This window comes from Pseudoduganella rivuli (assembly GCF_009674485.1).
GTDB classification, from domain to species: domain Bacteria; phylum Pseudomonadota; class Gammaproteobacteria; order Burkholderiales; family Burkholderiaceae_D; genus Rugamonas; species Rugamonas rivuli_B.
Map to the genome: position 1 here is coordinate 34,539 of NZ_WKJJ01000014.1, position 16,225 is coordinate 50,763.

18 protein-coding genes are annotated in these 16,225 nt (G+C 66.3%); 13 read left to right on the top strand and 5 right to left on the bottom strand.

The genetic code is table 11. The annotated features are described in order from the left end of the window. Positions 1–22: 22 nt before the first annotated feature. Positions 23–694, bottom strand: coding sequence for an SOS response-associated peptidase (locus GJ700_RS21480; protein WP_154377711.1), 672 nt, complete (start codon positions 692–694; stop codon positions 23–25). A gap of 36 nt (positions 695–730) precedes the next feature. After that, a complete protein-coding gene (locus tag GJ700_RS21485; protein WP_154377713.1) occupies positions 731–1,876 on the bottom strand; it encodes an alpha/beta hydrolase family protein in 1,146 nt (381 codons plus the stop codon). 222 nt (positions 1,877–2,098) lie between these two features. On the opposite strand from GJ700_RS21485, the gene GJ700_RS21490 reads away from it, so the two are divergent. From GJ700_RS21490 to GJ700_RS21505, 4 genes are read left to right on the top strand one after another with little or no spacing between them, the layout of a single operon-like run. Further along, a complete protein-coding gene (locus tag GJ700_RS21490) occupies positions 2,099–3,592 on the top strand; it encodes a DUF4331 domain-containing protein (protein WP_154377715.1) in 1,494 nt (497 codons plus the stop codon). Between the two features lie 11 nt (positions 3,593–3,603). Continuing rightward, entirely contained in the window at positions 3,604–3,849 is a 246-nt protein-coding gene (locus GJ700_RS21495; RefSeq protein WP_154377717.1) for a hypothetical protein, read from the top strand. A gap of 50 nt (positions 3,850–3,899) precedes the next feature. Beyond that, positions 3,900–5,084, top strand: coding sequence for a tetratricopeptide repeat protein (locus GJ700_RS21500; RefSeq protein WP_154377719.1), 1,185 nt, complete (start codon positions 3,900–3,902; stop codon positions 5,082–5,084). Continuing rightward, a complete protein-coding gene (locus tag GJ700_RS21505) occupies positions 5,081–6,247 on the top strand; it encodes a HupE/UreJ family protein (RefSeq protein WP_154377721.1) in 1,167 nt (388 codons plus the stop codon). The genes GJ700_RS21500 and GJ700_RS21505 overlap by 4 nt, the downstream gene beginning before the upstream one ends. Here the strand turns inward: GJ700_RS21505 and GJ700_RS21510 are convergent. Both GJ700_RS21510 and GJ700_RS21515 read right to left on the bottom strand, forming a co-directional pair. After that, positions 6,234–6,965: an anti-sigma factor gene (locus tag GJ700_RS21510; protein ID WP_154377723.1), complete on the bottom strand. Its 732-nt coding sequence runs from the start codon at positions 6,963–6,965 to the stop codon at positions 6,234–6,236. The two genes, GJ700_RS21505 and GJ700_RS21510, sit on opposite strands and share 14 nt — an antisense overlap. Continuing rightward, positions 6,962–7,549: a sigma-70 family RNA polymerase sigma factor gene (locus GJ700_RS21515; protein ID WP_154377725.1), complete on the bottom strand. Its 588-nt coding sequence runs from the start codon at positions 7,547–7,549 to the stop codon at positions 6,962–6,964. The genes GJ700_RS21510 and GJ700_RS21515 overlap by 4 nt, the downstream gene beginning before the upstream one ends. A 147-nt stretch (positions 7,550–7,696) precedes the next feature. On the opposite strand from GJ700_RS21515, the gene GJ700_RS21520 reads away from it, so the two are divergent. The 9 genes from GJ700_RS21520 (at position 7,697) to GJ700_RS21560 (ending at position 15,099) form a co-directional block, all read left to right on the top strand. Further along, positions 7,697–8,014 carry a hypothetical protein gene (locus GJ700_RS21520; protein WP_154377727.1) on the top strand — a complete coding sequence of 106 codons (318 nt, stop codon included), beginning with the start codon at positions 7,697–7,699 and terminating at the stop codon, positions 8,012–8,014. A gap of 55 nt (positions 8,015–8,069) precedes the next feature. Beyond that, positions 8,070–8,735 (top strand): phosphoribosyltransferase, encoded by a 666-nt coding sequence (locus GJ700_RS21525; RefSeq protein ID WP_154377729.1) that lies wholly within the window; start codon positions 8,070–8,072, stop codon positions 8,733–8,735. 44 nt (positions 8,736–8,779) lie between these two features. After that, the gene (locus tag GJ700_RS21530; protein ID WP_154377731.1) at positions 8,780–9,580 is read left to right on the top strand and encodes an IclR family transcriptional regulator; all 801 of its coding nucleotides are present in this window, start codon (positions 8,780–8,782) and stop codon (positions 9,578–9,580) included. A gap of 12 nt (positions 9,581–9,592) precedes the next feature. Next, positions 9,593–10,783 carry an ABC transporter substrate-binding protein gene (locus GJ700_RS21535; RefSeq protein WP_154377733.1) on the top strand — a complete coding sequence of 397 codons (1,191 nt, stop codon included), beginning with the start codon at positions 9,593–9,595 and terminating at the stop codon, positions 10,781–10,783. 21 nt (positions 10,784–10,804) lie between these two features. Further along, positions 10,805–11,677 carry a branched-chain amino acid ABC transporter permease gene (locus GJ700_RS21540; RefSeq protein WP_154377735.1) on the top strand — a complete coding sequence of 291 codons (873 nt, stop codon included), beginning with the start codon at positions 10,805–10,807 and terminating at the stop codon, positions 11,675–11,677. Continuing rightward, positions 11,674–12,645: a branched-chain amino acid ABC transporter permease gene (locus tag GJ700_RS21545; RefSeq protein WP_154377737.1), complete on the top strand. Its 972-nt coding sequence runs from the start codon at positions 11,674–11,676 to the stop codon at positions 12,643–12,645. The genes GJ700_RS21540 and GJ700_RS21545 overlap by 4 nt, the downstream gene beginning before the upstream one ends. Beyond that, positions 12,638–13,369, top strand: coding sequence for an ABC transporter ATP-binding protein (locus GJ700_RS21550; RefSeq protein WP_154377739.1), 732 nt, complete (start codon positions 12,638–12,640; stop codon positions 13,367–13,369). The genes GJ700_RS21545 and GJ700_RS21550 overlap by 8 nt, the downstream gene beginning before the upstream one ends. Next, a complete protein-coding gene (locus GJ700_RS21555; protein WP_154377742.1) occupies positions 13,362–14,075 on the top strand; it encodes an ABC transporter ATP-binding protein in 714 nt (237 codons plus the stop codon). Before GJ700_RS21550 ends, GJ700_RS21555 begins: the two co-directional genes overlap by 8 nt. 85 nt (positions 14,076–14,160) lie before the next feature. Continuing rightward, positions 14,161–15,099: a gamma-glutamyl-gamma-aminobutyrate hydrolase family protein gene (locus GJ700_RS21560; RefSeq protein WP_154377744.1), complete on the top strand. Its 939-nt coding sequence runs from the start codon at positions 14,161–14,163 to the stop codon at positions 15,097–15,099. 9 nt (positions 15,100–15,108) lie between these two features. Here GJ700_RS21560 and GJ700_RS21565 read toward each other — a convergent pair whose 3' ends face one another. Beyond that, positions 15,109–16,224, bottom strand: a complete 1,116-nt coding sequence (locus GJ700_RS21565; protein ID WP_154377746.1) for a YbdK family carboxylate-amine ligase — start codon at positions 16,222–16,224, stop codon at positions 15,109–15,111. Position 16,225 lies beyond the last annotated feature (1 nt).

Below are 16,225 nucleotides of genomic sequence, written 5' to 3' on the forward strand. Positions count from 1 at the left end.
CGTACTGCCGCTGGCAGAGGTATCACTCCGCCAGCGGCACAATCAGGTACTCGCCTTCATTCCCCGCCCGGTTCAATTCCGGGCTGACCTTGAACCACTCGAACGCTTCCGGCCCCAGCGCCATCGAACGGGCCAGCATTTCCGCCTGTTCGGTGGACAGCGCCGGGTCCAGCCATACAGCCGCATCGGCCGCATTCAGGCACACGGGGCGGCGGTCGTGGATATCGACCATGCCGCCGGAAGCGTCCGCCGTGACCAGTACGAAGCCTGATTCCGCCTTGTGTTCCTTGAACGGCCCGAAGTTGGCCAGCGCCAGCATGAAGATGGGTTCGCGGTCCTTGCGGTGGATATGCCACGGCTGGCGGTGGCCCTTTTCGCCGGTCCATTCATACCAGCCGTAGGCGGGCACCAGCGCCCGTCCCGTCTTCAGCAGGCGGCCCCAGTAATTGTTCGTGATTTTTTCCAGCCGCGCGTTGTAAGCGACCGGCAATTTCTCGGCGGCCCAGCGGGCCCGGTAGCCCCAGTACAAATCGTCCACCACCAATTGCCCGTCTTCCATGTGCATGATGGGGCGGTATGTGCCGGGCGCGGCATTGACGGTCGGCGCGGCGTCGCTGCGGATCGCCGCATCGGCCCAGCCGAACGCGGCGACAAAGCGCCGCGCGATATCGTTTTGATCGAAGCGTCCGCACATGTTGCCATCATAGCAGCATGCCACGGACACGGAGATTCAATCGGTGCGGCCGGCGCCCTGCCACACCACGGCGTCATCGACCGTGTACAGCTGGCATGGCTGCGCGCTCTTGGACTGGCACGCGGCCAGCGCATTGTGGCGCGGGTCTTCGCCCTCTTCCGCCCAGCCCCAGGCGCCGCTGGCCGACACGGCAAAGGCGCGCGGCATTTGCCGGTTCAGGAAGTCTTTATAAGCGGCACGGCCATTGGCCTGCAGGTAAGGCAAGGCGGACACGTCTTCCAGCGCGGCGTACTGGCTGGGCGCCTGCACGCCCGGATCGGCCAGCGCGTAGCGTTCCTGGAATGGCATGCCGATGCTTTCCAGGAAACGGGCCGCCTGTGGCAGCCACACGGCTTCGCCATCGCGGCTGGCCAGCATGGTGTGCGCGTCGCGCTTGAATGGGCCGAACGCGACCAGCTCGGCGCGGCCGCCCGCGCCCGTATACGCCTGGTGCAGGCGGCCCGCCAATGCGGGCGGGAAATACTGGTCATTGGCGCCATACATCCACAGGCTGGCCACCTTGCCGCGGCGGCCATATTCGCCAAACGCGCGCACCAGCGCTTCCTGCCAGTCGCAATTGCCGCCGACCATTTTCAGGCCACCGGCGAAATTCATCACGCCGCGCACGCCGGCCACCGGTTGCGTGGCCAATGCCATCGTGGCCAGGCCGCCATACGATTGGCCCGCCACCACGATGTGTTGCGCATCGACCCAGTCCTGTCGGCTGGCGTAGCGGATCACGTCGCGCACGTCGTTGGCTTGCGTATAACCATTGGCCGTCATGTTGCAGCCATGTTCGACATATTTACCGGTGGAATTCGAAAAACCCGTGCGCATCGGCACCATGACGGCATAGCCGCGCCGCACGAAGGCGCTCGCCATATAGACGAAGCGGTCGCGCGACTGCAATTTCGGATCACCCGGCGCCTTGCCGTGGTTAATCACCAATAAGGGAAACGGACCGGGACCATCCGGTTTATACACCGTGGTTTCCAGCGACACCGCCAGGGTCGGTCCGGCCGGTACGCGGATCACTTCCTCGTTCAAATGCGTCACAGGCAACGTCAGCGGCAATGCTGCAATCGCAGGGACAGCGGACAACGTGGCCAGGGCGGCGGCTAAGCGTCGGATGGCGGCAAACATGTCGGTGATTCGCTCCGGAAATTGATTGAGGCAGAGAATCCCGATGATGCCGTCTGCCTTTTTTCAAGGCAATACCAGAAGGGAAATTTCCGCAAAATTTTTTCCGCAACGCACATGCCGCATGCCTGAAAAATAATTTTGCGTTTTTTGAATCCACTGCCGCCCATGCCGCGTCTAAGCAGGTGCAGTCCTTTGCAACCACACACCGACATGGGGGTAGAAATGACCAGTCATACCGCGCGGGCCCTGCTGCTCGCCCCATTGCTGGCCGCCGTCTGCGCGCCGGCAGCCATCGCTTCCAGCCACCGCGAAGCGCCATTCATCACGAAGCACCCGAAAACCGACGCCACCGACTTTTACATGTTCCGCAGCTACGAGCCAGGCCGCGCCGATTACGTGACCCTGATCGCCAACTACGCACCGCTGCAGGATGCATATGGCGGACCGAATTACTTTCAACTGGACCCGGACGCCCTGTATGAAATCCACATCGACAACAATGGCGACGCGAAGGAAGACCTGACCTTCCAGTTCCGCTTCAATAATGCCAACAAGGATGCGCAACTCACCGTGGGCGGCAAGAAAGTGTCGATCCCGCTGGTGATCAATGGCGGCGCCGTGGCCGACGTCAACGCCGCCGGCGCCAACGTGCGGGAAACCTACAGCGTCACCGCGGTGCGGGGCGACCGCCGCGGCGGCACGCGCGGCGCCGTCACCAACGCCAGCGGCGGCGCCACCACGTTCGACAAGCCGCTCGACAATATCGGCAACAAGGCCATCCCCAACTACGCCGCCTATGCCAACAAGCACGTATATGACGTCAACATTCCCGGCTGCGCCAAGCCGGCCCGCATGTTTGTCGGCCAGCGCAAGGATCCGTTCGCCGTCAACCTGGGCGAAACGTTCGACCTGATTAACATCAAGGCGCCCGCCGTGGAATTTGCCGCCAACGCCGAGCGCGCCGCGCGCGACGACCTCGCCGACAAGAACGTCACCACCATTGCGCTGGAAGTGGCGGCCAGCTGCCTGACCGCGTCCGGCGGCAACGACCCCGTGATCGGCGGCTGGACCACGGCCAGCCTGCGCCAGGGGCGGCTGCTGAACCCGACACCGTCGGCCACGGCGGGCGCGTCGAAGGAAGGTGGCGCGTGGACGCAAGTGTCGCGGCTGGGCATGCCGCTGGTCAATGAAGTGGTGATCGGCCTGAAAGACAAGGACCGCTTCAACCACAGCAAGCCATCCGGCGACGCGCAATTTGCCGACTACGTGACCAACCCGACGTTGCCGGCGCTGGTCGAGGTGCTGTACGGTTCGGCCGGGGCGAAAGCGCCGACCAACTTCCCCCGCAACGACCTGGTGGCGGCGTTCCTCACAGGCGTCAAGGGCTTGAACCAGCCGGCCGCCGTCACACCGTCGGAAATGCTGCGCCTCAATACATCGATCGCCCCGGTGGCGATGGGCGCGCAAAAACGGCTGGGCGTCATCGATGGCGACAATGCCGGCTTCCCCAACGGCCGCCGCCCCGGCGACGACGTGGTCGACATCGCGCTGCGCGTGGTGATGGGCAAGCTGTGCACGCTGAACCTGGGTTGCGCGCCGGCCGATGCGCCGGCCGGCGCGATCCGCTTCACGGATGGCGCTTACCTCGATGACAGCGCGTTCACGGCCGCCTTCCCCTACCTGAAAACCCCGCTGCCCGGTTCGCCGCAGCAATAACGGAGGCCGCCATGAAAATCCAACACTTGATTGCCGCCGGCGCCCTGCTGGCCTTGGCCGCCTGCGGAGGCGGCGGTTCCGGCAAGGACATGAGCACCACGCCGCCCGTGGTGACACCGCCCATCGTGACCCTGGACGCCTTCTTCAAGGCGGTGCAAGGCGCCATCGGCATGGCGTCCGAGGACCAGGAACCGGCCGACATCGCCGCTGTCGCCGTCACCGGGCCGGACAACACGGAGCCGGAAAAAGTCGAGTAACCGAACCGGCGCGCGGCGCTATTGCCGCGCGCCTTGCCTGGAAGCCCATCATGAAGCCCATCACATTGCTGCTGAGTTTGCTGCTGCTCTGTGCGGCCTTGCCCGCCGGCGCGGCGCCCTATACACCCGCCAACGGCGGCGACATCATCACGACACTGCCGCGCCGCGCCGACCCGCAGCGGCAGGCGTTGCAGGCGCTGCGCGCGCAACTGGCCGCCAACCCGCGCAACGCGGCGCTGGCGGCTCAACTGGCGCAACAGCACATCGTGCTGGGCCGCGCGCAGGCCGATCCCCGCCACTTTGGCCAGGCGCAGGCGGCGCTGGCGCCGTGGTGGAACGAACCCGCGCCGCCGGCCGCGATCCGCCTGCTGCGCGCCACCTTGCTGCAAACCGCGCACCGCTACGGCGGAGCGCTGGCCGACCTCGACGCCATCACGCGCGCCGATCCCGGCAATGTCCAGGCGTGGCTGACGCGCGCCACGGTGTTGGCCGTCACGGGCAGCCATGCCGCCGCCACGGCCAGTTGCGCCCACCTGGCCACGATGGCCGGCGAACTGGCGACGGCCGCTTGCCTGGCCGGCAGCGCCGGGCCGGCGGGACAGGTGGCCGCCAGCGAGCGCTTGCTGGGGACGGCATTGGCGCGCGCCGGCGATGTGACAGCAGACGAACTGGCATGGGCGCAAACGGCGTGGGCGGAACTGGCGGAGCGGCGCGGCGATGCCAACGCGGCCGATGCACGCTACCGCGCCGCGCTGGCCACCGCGCCCGCCGACACCTACCTGCTGGCGGCCTGCGCCGATTTCCTGCTGTCCCGCGGCCGCCCCGCCGAAGCGCTGGCGCTGGTCGACGCCCACGCGCGCACCGACGCGCTGCTGTTGCGGCGCGCGCTGGCGCTGCAACAGCTTGGCCCCTCCCTCCACCCGCGGCTGCGCGCCGACATCGCGGAACTGGCGGCCCGCTTCGACGCGGCGCAGCGCCGGGGCGACCGCGTGCACCAGCGCGAGCAAGCCATGTACACGCTGCACTTGCTGGGCGATGCACCCACCGCGCTGGCGCTGGCGCGGGAAAACTGGGCGGTACAAAAGGAAGCGGCCGATACGCGCATCCTGCTGGAAGCGGCGCTGGCCACGCGCGACGCCGGCGCCGCCGATACGGTGCAGCAATGGTTAATGCGCACCGGGCTGGAAGACCAGCGGCTGCGTGCATTATCCAATCAGTTCAAGAGGCCGGCATGAGCACCCCACACGCATGGCTGCGCCGGCTGATGCTGGCCGTGCTGCTGGTGCTGGGCTGCGCCAGCCTGCCCGCGTCCGCCCACAAACCCAGCGACAGTTACCTGGCGCTGCGCGTGGACGGTAACCGCATCGACGGCCAGTGGGACCTCGCGCTGCGCGACCTGGACGATGCCATCGGCCTCGATGGCGATGGCGACGGCCAGCTGACCTGGGAGGAATTGCGCGCCCGCCACGGCGCGATTGCGGCCTATGCGCTGGCGCGCCTGCGACTGGCCGACGGCAGCGGCGCGCCCTGCCCCATCACCGCCAGTACGCATGAACAGCAAATCGACCACCACACGGACGGCGCCTACACGGTGCTGCGCTTGACCGCCGCCTGCACGGCGCCGCTGCACACGCTGCACATCCGCTATGGTGCTTTCGCCGATATCGACCCGCAGCACAAAGGCTTGCTGCGCCTCGAACATGGCGGCACGGTGCGCACCGCCCTGTTTGGCGCCGACCAGCCGGAACAGGCGATCGCACTCGCCACACCGGCGCCCTGGCGCGAGTTCGGCGCCTATGTGGCGCACGGCGCCTGGCACATCTGGATCGGCTACGATCACATTTTATTTTTACTGTCGCTGCTGTTGCCCGCCGTGCTGGCGCGCGGCCCGCGCGGATGGCAAGCGATACCGGGCCTGCGCCCCGCGCTGGCCGACGTGATGAAAACCGTCACGGCGTTTACCGCCGCGCACTCCGTCACCCTGAGCGCCGCCGCGCTGGGCTTCGTGTCGCCGCCGTCGCGCTGGGTGGAATCAGCCATCGCCGCGTCCGTCATCGCCGCCGCGCTCAACAACGTATTCGCCATCGTGCACGGACGGCGCTGGGCGCTGGCATGCGGGTTCGGCCTGTTGCACGGCTTCGGTTTTGCCGGCGTGCTGGCGGACCTGGGCTTGCCGCCCGGCGCACGGGCACTGGCGCTGGCCGGATTCAACCTCGGCGTGGAACTGGGCCAGCTGGCCATCGTTGCGCTGTTCGTGCCGCTTGCCTGGTATTGGCGCACCCGCCCCTGGTACACCAGGCTCGCGCTGCATGGCGGGTCGGTGGCGATCGCGCTGCTGGCCGCCGTGTGGCTGACCGAGCGCGCCTTCGATATCCGGCTGCCGGTCACATTACTTTAACCCACGTCCCCTTGTACAGCACCGGCCCGGTCGGGCCGTTCGGGTCCGGCGATCCGCCCTTTGGTTCCAGGCTGACAGCCAGCAGCGCGACGTCGTCGCCGATGGCGGCGGCCGTCAGCGCCAGCGCGGCGCTGCGGTTGTCCGGCAAGATGCCCAGCGAACGGGGCTTGCCGGCCTTCGTGATGGCCCACAATTGCAAGGTCTTGTCGTCCGCCACGGGCGCACCGGCCAGCAGCCGCACCGCCATCGTGCGTTTCGCGGTATCGGCCGTCACCACCAGCGCCGCCTGCGCCTTGTCGTCCAACAGCGTGGCCACCTGGTCGACCATGGTGACCGGAGCGACCGGCGAGCGCAGCGCCACCGTGACGGCCAGGATCGCCGCCACCGCGCCGGAAGCCAGGCTCAGGCCGCGCCAGAACGCCAGCGAATCGACCATGCGGGCCAGCCAGTCCGGCAAGAGCGTGTTGTCCGCGTCCGGCGCGGGCGCCAGCCGCAGGCGTTGCTCGATGCCCGCCCACACGGCTGGCGGCGGCGTGGCCGGCGTGGCGAATTCCGCCATCGGCACCAGGCGGCCCTGCCATTCATCCACGATCCGGCGCAGCGCCGCGTCGCGCCGCAGCCACCCTTCGAAGCGGCGGCGCGCGCCGCCCTTCAGCGTGCCCAGCACATATTCGGCGGCCAGCCGGTCGCGCAACGGCGCATTGTCCCGGATATTCAACGCAACCCTCCGTGCGCCAGGCAAGCCTTGAGTTTTTCCAGGCTGCGCCGTATCCACGTTTTCACGGTGCCGACCGGCAGCGCCAGCTGTTTTGCCACTTCGCCGTGCGACAGGTCATGGAAGAACGCCAGCCCCACTGCTTGCCGGTGCAAGCCTTCCAGCCGCGCCATGCAGCGCGCCAGCGCCTGTGCATCGCTGCTCAGTTGCAACTGGCCGTCCGGCCCGGAGGTTGAATCCTGCATTGCATCCATGATATCGCCATCAAAAGGCACGGCATCGCCATCGGCGGCCGCCACGCTGCGGCGCAGGATATCGAGCGCCTTGTTGCGCACCACGGTCGTCATCCACGTCATCGGGGCGGCCAGGTGGCCGTGATAGCCGGCGGCGCCGTGCCAGATCGACACGAATCCTTCCTGCAACGCTTCTTCCGCCAGCTCCCGCTTACGTAATATACGCAGCGCATAGCCAAACAGTTTCGCCGACGTGGCGTCATACAGCGCACGGAACGCATGCGCGTCACGCCCCGCTGTCGCCATCAGCAGCGCGCCCAGCTTCGACGGATCGGTGTGCAAGTCATCGGGCATTGCCCCTCCTTTTGTGACCATCAAGGGTAGCGCAGCGATTAATGTTGAAGCAAGGACAACAGCGCCAGATACAACAGCCATGGCGGCAATAACGCTCACACGGCGCTATTCCATAGTAAACTGCGGGCATTACCACAAGGAAATAGCATGAGCACGACCGCGGGATTGTCCGGCCTGTACGCGAACCAGCAAGCGCTGGGCGTGTCGGCGCACAACATCGCCAACACCAGCACGCAAAATTTCCAGCCGCAGCAAGCCAGCTTCCACGAAGCGCAGCCGGCCGGCAGCGGCGTCACGCTGTCGGTCGAAGGCCGCGGCCTGGCCCGGCCCGAAGGCTTGAACAGCGAAGACCTGGCCACCGACCTCACCAATTCGCTGGTCTACAAGCAAAGCTTCGCGCTGAACGCCAAAGTCATCCAGTTCGAAAATGAACGGGTCGGCACACTGATCGACATAAAAGCCTGACGCACGGTACCCGCTGCGCTATGCTGGTGGCATCGGTCCTCACATGGAGGCCACCATGTATTTTTCTTCTCCCATTTTCTTTGACGACAGGCTCGATGCCGCTCGACAATTGGCGGAACAACTGTTGCCATTACGCCTGCACAATCCGCTGGTGCTGGCCATTCCCCGTGGCGCCGTGCCGATCGGCGCTGTGATTGCCGATGCGCTCCAAGGCGACCTGGACGTGGTGCTGGTGCACAAGCTGGGCGCCGCCTTCAACGGCGAATTTGCGATCGGCGCCATCGATGAACAAGGCCACGTGGAACTGGCGGCGGGAACCGACCCGGACTCCGCGTGGGTGCGCGAAGAAAGCGCGCGCCAGCTGGCGGTGTTGCGGGGGCGGCGCGACATCTTTGGCGCGGGCCGTCCGCTGCCCGATCCACGGGGGCGCACCGTCATCATTGTCGACGATGGCCTGGCGACGGGCGCCACTATGGCCGCCGCGCTGCGCGCCACGCGCAAGGCGCTGCCATTGGCGCTGATTGCCGCCGCCCCGGTCGCATCGCAGGAAGCGCTGGACTTGATTACGCCACTGGCCGACCGCGTGGTCTGCCTGCATGCGCCGGCCGATTTTCATGCCGTGGGGCAGTTTTACCGCGACTTCCCCCAGGTGGACGAGGACGACGCCATCCGCATGGTGCGGGGCCGACACACGGCCCATCCGATCATTGACAGAAAGTAAGCAAATCGTCAAACTTGCTTTTGACGACTCCGGGGAGGCGCGCCATGCAGGACGATGTCCACGTAAACGAAGACGACAGCAAGGACCGCCAGTTTGTCAATGCGCTGGCGCGCGGGCTGGAATTGTTGCGCTGTTTCGGCCCGGCCGACATTTCCCTCAGCAATGCCGACCTGGCGCGCCGCACCGGCATGCCCAAACCCACCATTTCCCGCCTCACCTATACGCTGACCCGCCTCGGCTACCTGCATTATTCCGAATCGACCGGCAAATACCAGCTGGGCGCCGGCGTGCTGGCGCTGGGTTACCGCATGCTGTCGTCGCTGGACATGCGCACCATGGCCCGGCCCCTGATGCAGGAGCTGGCGGAACATGCGCAGGCCACCGTGTCGCTGGGCACGCGCGACCGCCTCAGCATGGTCTACGTGGAAACCTGCCGCAGCAGCTCGCACATCACCCTGCGCCTCGACGTGGGCGCCCGCATCCCGCTGGCCACCACGGCCATGGGCAAGGCGCTGCTGTGCGTGTTGCCCGAGGCGGAACGCGACCAGATCATGGACCACGTGCGCCAGCGCGACCCCAACAACTGGCCGCTGGTGCGGGCCGGTTTCGAACAGGCCCAGCGCGATTACCAGGAGCGGGGCTTTTGCATGTCGGCCGGCGAATGGCAGGGCGACGTGCACGCGGTCGGCGTGCCGGTGGCCGGCATCGGCGGCGAACAGCCGATGTCGTTCAATTGCGGCGGCCCGTCCTACCTGCTGCCGCGCGAACGCCTGGAAGAAGACCTGGGCCCCCGGCTGGTGCGGCTGGTGCGCCAAATCAATTGCAACCTGGGCCGGGAAAATTAAGAAAAGGAACTCATGACGAATCGCCGCACCTTGCGCCGTACCCTGCGCCGTACCCTGCTCCCTGCGCTGCTGGCTGCCGGCAGCTTCGCCTCCTCCCCCGCCTTTGCCGCTGAATTCCTCGTCGGCGCGGAATTGCCGCTGACAGGGGCGCTGGCGCGCGTCGGCAACGGCATGCACGAAGGCGTCAATGTGGCGGCGGAAGTGTTCAACAAGAGCAACAGCAAGCACAAGATCCGCCTGGTCAGCATGGACGACGAATCGACGCCCGCCAAGGCCATCGCGGCGGTGGAAAAACTGGCCAGCCAGGGCGTGGTGGCCATCACCGGCGGCTACGGGTCCAACAATATCGCGCCGGCGGCGGAAGCGGCCAACCGCCTGAACCTGGTGTACATGACGTCCGGCGGCGTGGACGACAGCCTGGTATCGGCCGGCCGCAAGAATTTTTTCCGCATCAACAATACGGCCGGGTATGAACGGGCCGTGCTGGGCCTGATCGGCGACATGGGTGCAAAATCCGTCTCCATCATTTACTCGACCAAGGATGCGACCACCGATCTCGCCTTGTCCGTGCAAAAAGCGCTGGCGGCGTCCGGCGTGCGCGCCGACCTGCATTCGTTCGACCCCGCCATCACGGATTTCAAGCCCATCATCAACAAGATCCGCCTGCAGGACAGGCCGGACGTGATCCTGATGGCCGGCTATGAAAACGATTACGTCGGCATCCTGCGCGCCGCCCGCGTGCTGAAGCCGCCGGTCAAGGCCATGGTGGGCGTGTGGTCGCTGGCCACGCCGAAAATGGCGGCGGAATTTCCCGACCTGATGCCGCACGTCTACGGCACCGCGCTGCTGCCCTTCCCCGCCACGTTCGACACGGCCGACGGCAAGGCGTTTGCGGAAGCGTATCGCCACCTGTACCACAAGGAACCCGATTACCTGGGCCAGTTCGGCTATGTGCAGGGCATGCTGCTGTTCGAAGCCATTGCCCGCGCGGCCGACAAGGGCACCCTGGCCAAGGGCGGCATTGCCGACGAATTGCGCAAGACCGACCGCGACACGCTGATCGGCCGCGTGCAATTTGCCGCCAACGGCGATAACCCGCATTTCGTGCACCGCATGGGCCAGCACCAGGACAAGAAGGTCGTGATCGTGTGGCCGAAGCAGTACGCCACCGGGACCAAGGTCTATCCCGGCGTGCCATGGTGACGGACGCCTGGCCGCGCACCCATGATTGAACTGCTGCTCCAGGCCCTGTATTCCGGCTTGCTGCAAGGCGGCTCGTATGCGCTGATCGCGCTGGGACTGGCGCTGGTGTTCGGCGCCATGAAAGTCATCAACCTGGCGCACGGCGACCTGGTGCTGATGGCGGCATACCTGGCCTATACGGCCGAATCCGCGCTGGGCTGGCATCCGCTGGCCGCGATCGTGCTGGCCTTGCCCGCCACCTGCGTGGCGGCGGCGGGCATGCACTGGACCGTGTCGCGCATCCGCACCGACCGTGAAATCAATTCGCTGCTGTTGACGTTCGGCTTCGCCGTGGTGCTGGCCAACGGCTTCCTGCTGCTGTGGCGCGCGGACGTGCACAGCGCGGCGTCGCCGTGGCTGCAGGATGCGCTGGTGCTCGGTCCGCTGTACAGCATGCACAGCGAAGCGCTGTCGTTTGCCGTCAGCGTCGTGTTGCTGGCGCTCCTGTGGTGGTGGCTGGCGCGCAGCTGGCAGGGCCGCGCGCTGCGCGCGGTGGCGGCCAACCGCGACGCCGCCATGCTGATGGGGATCGCACCGGGCCGCACCGAACTGTTGTCGTTCTTGCTGTCCGGCGCGCTGGCCGCCTTTGCCGGCGTGGCGCTGTATTGCTACGGCGTGATCCAGCCCGCGTATGGCAGCGCGCTGACCGTCAAGGCTTTCATCATCACCGTGCTGGCGGGACTGGGTTCCATCCCCGGCGTGCTGGCGGCGGCCGTCCTGCTGGGCATCTGCGAAGCGCTGACCGTCACCCTGGCCAGTTCCGCGTTGCAGGAACTGACCGGCATGGTCTTGTTCCTGCTGGTGCTGTTCGTGATGCCGAACGGCTTGTTCGGCGCAAAGCTGAGGCGCGGATGACGAGGCTGCGCAACCGCGCCGGCGTACTGGCCACCCTCGCCGCATTGGCGGTTGTGCTGCTGGCATGGGGCGGCAATCCCTATGTCATGAGCATCACCATTGCCGCGCTGATGACGGGCGGCGTGGCGCTGGCGTGGGCGCTGCTGGGCAACCTGGGCGGCATGGTCAGCTTCGGCCACGCCGCCTTTGTCGGCGCGGGCGCCTATGTGTCGGCGCTTTGCACGTTGCAGCTGGGCGTGCCGGTGGCGCTGGGCATCGTGCTGGGCGCGCTGGGCGCGGCAGCCAGCGCGCTGGTCATGCTGCCGGCATTGCGGCTGCGCGGCCCGTACTTTGCGCTGGCCATTCTGGCCTACGCGCATATCTTCCGCATCGTCGCCACCGAGTGGACGTCCGTCACGCGCGGCGCCGCCGGCCTGTCCGGCATTCCCCCGCTGCCCGTGATCCCGGGACTGCAACCGAAAGCGTCGGCCTGCCTGCTGGCGGCGCTGCTGGTACTGGCCTTTGCGCTGGCCTACCGTTCCATCCGCGCCAGCCACGCGGGCCTGGCGCTGCGCGCCATGCACCACAGCGAAGACGCCACCCGCGTACTGGGTGTCAACAGCACGCTGCTGAAGGGCATGATGCTGCTGGTGTCCGCCGCCATGGCGGGCGCCGTCGGCGCATTCAATGTGCATTACATCGGCTTTCTGGAACCGGATTACGCGTTCGGCGCCATGTGGGTGACCTTGCCGATCGTGGCGGCCATCTTCGGCGGCTACCGCACCCTGGCCGGCCCGGTGGCGGGCGCGCTGGTGGTGTCGCTGGCGGACCAGTTGCTGTTCAAGGAATGGCTGCCGGTCGGCCACCAGTTCCTGCTGGGCGTGCTGCTGGTGGCGATGATCATGGCCAGCCCGGGCGGCATGCTGCCGCTGGCGGTATCGGCGCTGCATCGATTGCGTACGGCGGGCAAAGGCGGTGGCCATGCTTGAACTGGACCGCCTGCGCGTGTGTTTCGGCGGCCTGGCCGCGCTCGAAGGCGTGACCCTGACCGTGCACGAAGGCGAAGTGCTGGGATTGATCGGGCCGAACGGCGCCGGCAAGACCACGCTGTTCAACGCGATTTCCGGACTGGTGCGCGCGACCGACGGCAAGGTGCGCCTGCACGGACAGGACATCACGCGCATGCCGATGCACCGCCGCGCGCGCATCGGCATCGGCCGCACGTTCCAGGCGCCGCAACCATTGCACGGCTTGAGCGTGCGGGAAAACCTGGTGGTGGCGCAGCGCTATGGCGCCGGCGAACCCGATGCGGCGCGCCTCGATGCGATCCTGCGCATGACGGGACTGGCGGACAAGGCGGACGCCGATGCGGCGTCCAGCCTGGCGCTGGCCGAATTGAAAGCGCTGGAAGTGGCCAAGGCGCTGGCCACCCATCCCCGCCTGCTGTTGCTCGATGAAGTGCTGGCCGGGCTGGAAACAGCGGGCCGGCTGCGCTTCATCACGATGCTGCAAGGCTTGCACCAGCACTTCCGCGTGGCCATCATCGTCATCGAACACGATATCGCCGCGATCCGCACCCTGTGCCCCCGCATCGCCGTGCTCGATTCCGGCCGGCTGATCGCACAGGGCCCGCCGGACCTGGTGCTGCGCGAACCCGCCGTGATTGCCTGCTATACCGGGACGGCGGAAAACGGGAGCGCAGCCCATGGCTGACGCGCTGCAGGTGAACCAGGTGCGCGCCGGCTATGGCGCCATCAATGTGCTGTGGGACGTGTCGCTGACGGCAAATCCGGGCGAACTGACCGCCATCATCGGCCCCAATGGCGCCGGTAAAACCACGCTGCTGCGCGCCATCATGGGCTTGCTGCCGCTGACCGCCGGCACGGTGGCGCTGGGTGCGCAGCGGCTCGATCACATGCCGACCTGGCGGCTGGCGCAACGGGGCATCGCGCTGATTCCCGAAGGCCGCATGCTGTTCGACGCGATGAGCGTGGAAGAAAACCTGCTGATCGGCGCGTTTCCCCGGGACCAGCGCCGCCACGCGCTGCGCCGGCTGGACGCGGCGTACGCGATGTTCCCGAAATTGCGCGAGCGGCGCAGGCAGCTGGCCGGCTCGCTGTCCGGCGGCGAAGCGCAAATGCTGGTGTTGGCGCGGGGGCTGATGGCCGACCCGAAGGTGCTGCTGGTCGACGAACCGTCGCTGGGGCTGGCGCCGGTGGTGGTCGACGAATTGTTCGGCATCCTCGCGCATTTGCGGCAGGAAGGCTTGACCATCGTGCTGGTGGAACAGCACACGGAACGGGCGGTGGCCATCGCCGATCACGTGCACCTGATGCAGAGCGGGAAAGTCGTGCTGTCGCAGCGGGCGGCGGACGTGTGCCTGGCGCAATTGCACGAACAATATTTCGGGCTGGCCTGAATTTCCCGCCGTCACGCGGGCGACCGGATTGCGCCCGCTGTGCTAAAACGCTCGGTATCGCCACAGCAGCATTGCAGGAGTACGCATGACCGACGAAGAGAAACGCCGCACCGACCGGCGCCAGCGCGACCGTCACGGCAATCCCCGTTATCTCGATCCCGGTGAAACCATCTTCAGCCTGTGGGGCCGCGTGCTCGCCGCGCGCTACCGCCGCGTTGCCGCGTCGCTGGCCAGCCGTGTCATGCAACGGCCGCTGCACATCGGTATTTCGGCCCGTATTTTCCACCCGGAAGCCGGCGCCACGGGACTGCGCAGCAAGAATTTGCAATACCTGGAAGAATCCATCGCACACTGGGTCATGACGCGCGACGTGCTGGTGTTCATGATCCCCACCGTCAACACGGAAGGCTTGATCCACCCGTCGAACATCCGCCTCAGCCATTATGCGGAACACCTGGACGGGCTGGTGCTGCAAGGGGGCGCGGATGTGTCGCCGCAAAGCTATGCGGAAACGCCGACCCGTCCCGAATGGAGCGGCGATCCGGCGCGCGACCGCTATGAACTGGAATTGCTGCGCGAATTCATCCAGGCGGGCAAACCGGTGCTGGGCATTTGCCGTGGATGCCAGTTGCTCAACGTGGCCTTTGGCGGCACCTTGTACCAGGACATCGCCACCGACGTGCCGGACGCGATGGCGCACGTGCACGACGATTACGACCGCCACCGCCACGTCATCCACTTTCCCGAGGGGTCGTCGCTGGCGCGCATGCTGAAAAGCCAGGGCAGCCAGGCGCTGGTCAATTCCATCCACCACCAGGCCGTCAAGGACCTGGGGCGCGACATGGTGGTGGAAGCGCGCTCCTCGCCGGACAACATGGTGGAAGCGATCCGCTATACCAAGGCGCCGTTTGTCATGGGCTTGCAATGGCATCCGGAATTTCACCGCGCGGGCGGCGTGGAACTGCTCGATTGCACGGCGATCCTCGACAATTTCCTGCGGGTCGCCCGCGAAACACGGTTCTGACCGCCGGTTCTAGTCCTTGAAGCGCCGGATCGCCGCGTCGACCACGCCTTCCACGCTGCCGCTGGCGGTGTACTGGTCACGCAGGTAGTGCGCATCGCTGCCCATGTGCGTGACGGCCGTCAGATGGTCCAGCCCCGCCATGCCGCCCAGCGCTTCCGCATGGGGCGCCATCTTGCGCAAGGTGGTCAGGATATCCTCCCGCAGCGACAGGTTTTCATACGTCTTCGGATGCACGATGGCGCCATCGAGGCCGAAGCGGCAAGCCTGGAAGCGGTTGTAGTTATAGACCAGGTAATCGTCTTCGGCCGGCATCGGTTCATGGCGCTCCAGCAGGTAGCGGCACAGCGCCTGCAGGTAGCACGCCAGCGCGGCGGCGCGCTCGACCGTCAGCGGTGTATCGCACACGCGCAATTCAATGGTGCCGTATTCGGGCTTGGGCCGGATGTCCCAGTAAAAATCCTTCATGCTCTTGATGACGCCCGTGTGCTCCATCTTGGAAAAATAACTGTGTTCGAATTCTTCCCATGACAGCAGGAACGGCGCCCGACCGCTCATCGGAAACGCGAACACGGAATTCAGGCGGGCCGAATTGAACAGCGTGTCATTGCCCTGCACGAACGGCGACGACGCCGACAGCGCGATGAAATGCGGCACGTAGCGCGACAGCGAATGCAGCAGGAACAACGCATCGTCGCCATTGCCGCAACCGATGTGCACGTGCTGGCCGAAAATCGTGAATTGCTTGGCCAGGTAGCCATACAGTTCGGATACTTCGCGGAATCGCGGCTTACTGAAAATCCGCCGCTCCGACCAGCGCTGGAACGGGTGCGTGCCGCCGCCGCAAATGCCGATATTCAAGTGTTCACAGGCCTGCACCAGCGTATCGCGGATCAGGCGCAGTTGCGCCACCAGTTCCGTGAAATTCGTGTGCACGTCGGTGTTAATTTCAATCATGCTTTCCGTGATTTCCGGCGTCACGTTGCCGGGGAATGGCTTGCGCGCCAGCAGGTGCAGCAAGTCCGGGCTGGACGCCGACAAGTCGAAGTCCGAATTACTGATCAATTGCAACTCCAGCTCGACGCCCATGGTCAGCGGATTGGACAGACTGAATGGTTCCAATGGCATG

Bases quoted from the DNA above. Each gene is read 5' to 3' on its own strand.
- GJ700_RS21480 (WP_154377711.1), bottom strand. From the start codon at position 694: ATGTGCGGACGCTTCGATCAAAACGATATCGCGCGGCGCTTTGTCGCC.
- GJ700_RS21485 (WP_154377713.1), bottom strand. From the start codon at position 1,876: ATGTTTGCCGCCATCCGACGCTTAGCCGCCGCCCTGGCCACGTTGTCC.
- GJ700_RS21490 (WP_154377715.1), top strand. From the start codon at position 2,099: ATGACCAGTCATACCGCGCGGGCCCTGCTGCTCGCCCCATTGCTGGCC.
- GJ700_RS21495 (WP_154377717.1), top strand. From the start codon at position 3,604: ATGAAAATCCAACACTTGATTGCCGCCGGCGCCCTGCTGGCCTTGGCC.
- GJ700_RS21500 (WP_154377719.1), top strand. From the start codon at position 3,900: ATGAAGCCCATCACATTGCTGCTGAGTTTGCTGCTGCTCTGTGCGGCC.
- GJ700_RS21505 (WP_154377721.1), top strand. From the start codon at position 5,081: ATGAGCACCCCACACGCATGGCTGCGCCGGCTGATGCTGGCCGTGCTG.
- GJ700_RS21515 (WP_154377725.1), bottom strand. From the start codon at position 7,549: ATGCCCGATGACTTGCACACCGATCCGTCGAAGCTGGGCGCGCTGCTG.
- GJ700_RS21520 (WP_154377727.1), top strand. From the start codon at position 7,697: ATGAGCACGACCGCGGGATTGTCCGGCCTGTACGCGAACCAGCAAGCG.
- GJ700_RS21525 (WP_154377729.1), top strand. From the start codon at position 8,070: ATGTATTTTTCTTCTCCCATTTTCTTTGACGACAGGCTCGATGCCGCT.
- GJ700_RS21530 (WP_154377731.1), top strand. From the start codon at position 8,780: ATGCAGGACGATGTCCACGTAAACGAAGACGACAGCAAGGACCGCCAG.
- GJ700_RS21535 (WP_154377733.1), top strand. From the start codon at position 9,593: ATGACGAATCGCCGCACCTTGCGCCGTACCCTGCGCCGTACCCTGCTC.
- GJ700_RS21540 (WP_154377735.1), top strand. From the start codon at position 10,805: ATGATTGAACTGCTGCTCCAGGCCCTGTATTCCGGCTTGCTGCAAGGC.
- GJ700_RS21545 (WP_154377737.1), top strand. From the start codon at position 11,674: ATGACGAGGCTGCGCAACCGCGCCGGCGTACTGGCCACCCTCGCCGCA.
- GJ700_RS21550 (WP_154377739.1), top strand. From the start codon at position 12,638: ATGCTTGAACTGGACCGCCTGCGCGTGTGTTTCGGCGGCCTGGCCGCG.
- GJ700_RS21555 (WP_154377742.1), top strand. From the start codon at position 13,362: ATGGCTGACGCGCTGCAGGTGAACCAGGTGCGCGCCGGCTATGGCGCC.
- GJ700_RS21560 (WP_154377744.1), top strand. From the start codon at position 14,161: ATGACCGACGAAGAGAAACGCCGCACCGACCGGCGCCAGCGCGACCGT.
- GJ700_RS21565 (WP_154377746.1), bottom strand. From the start codon at position 16,224: ATGCCATTGGAACCATTCAGTCTGTCCAATCCGCTGACCATGGGCGTC.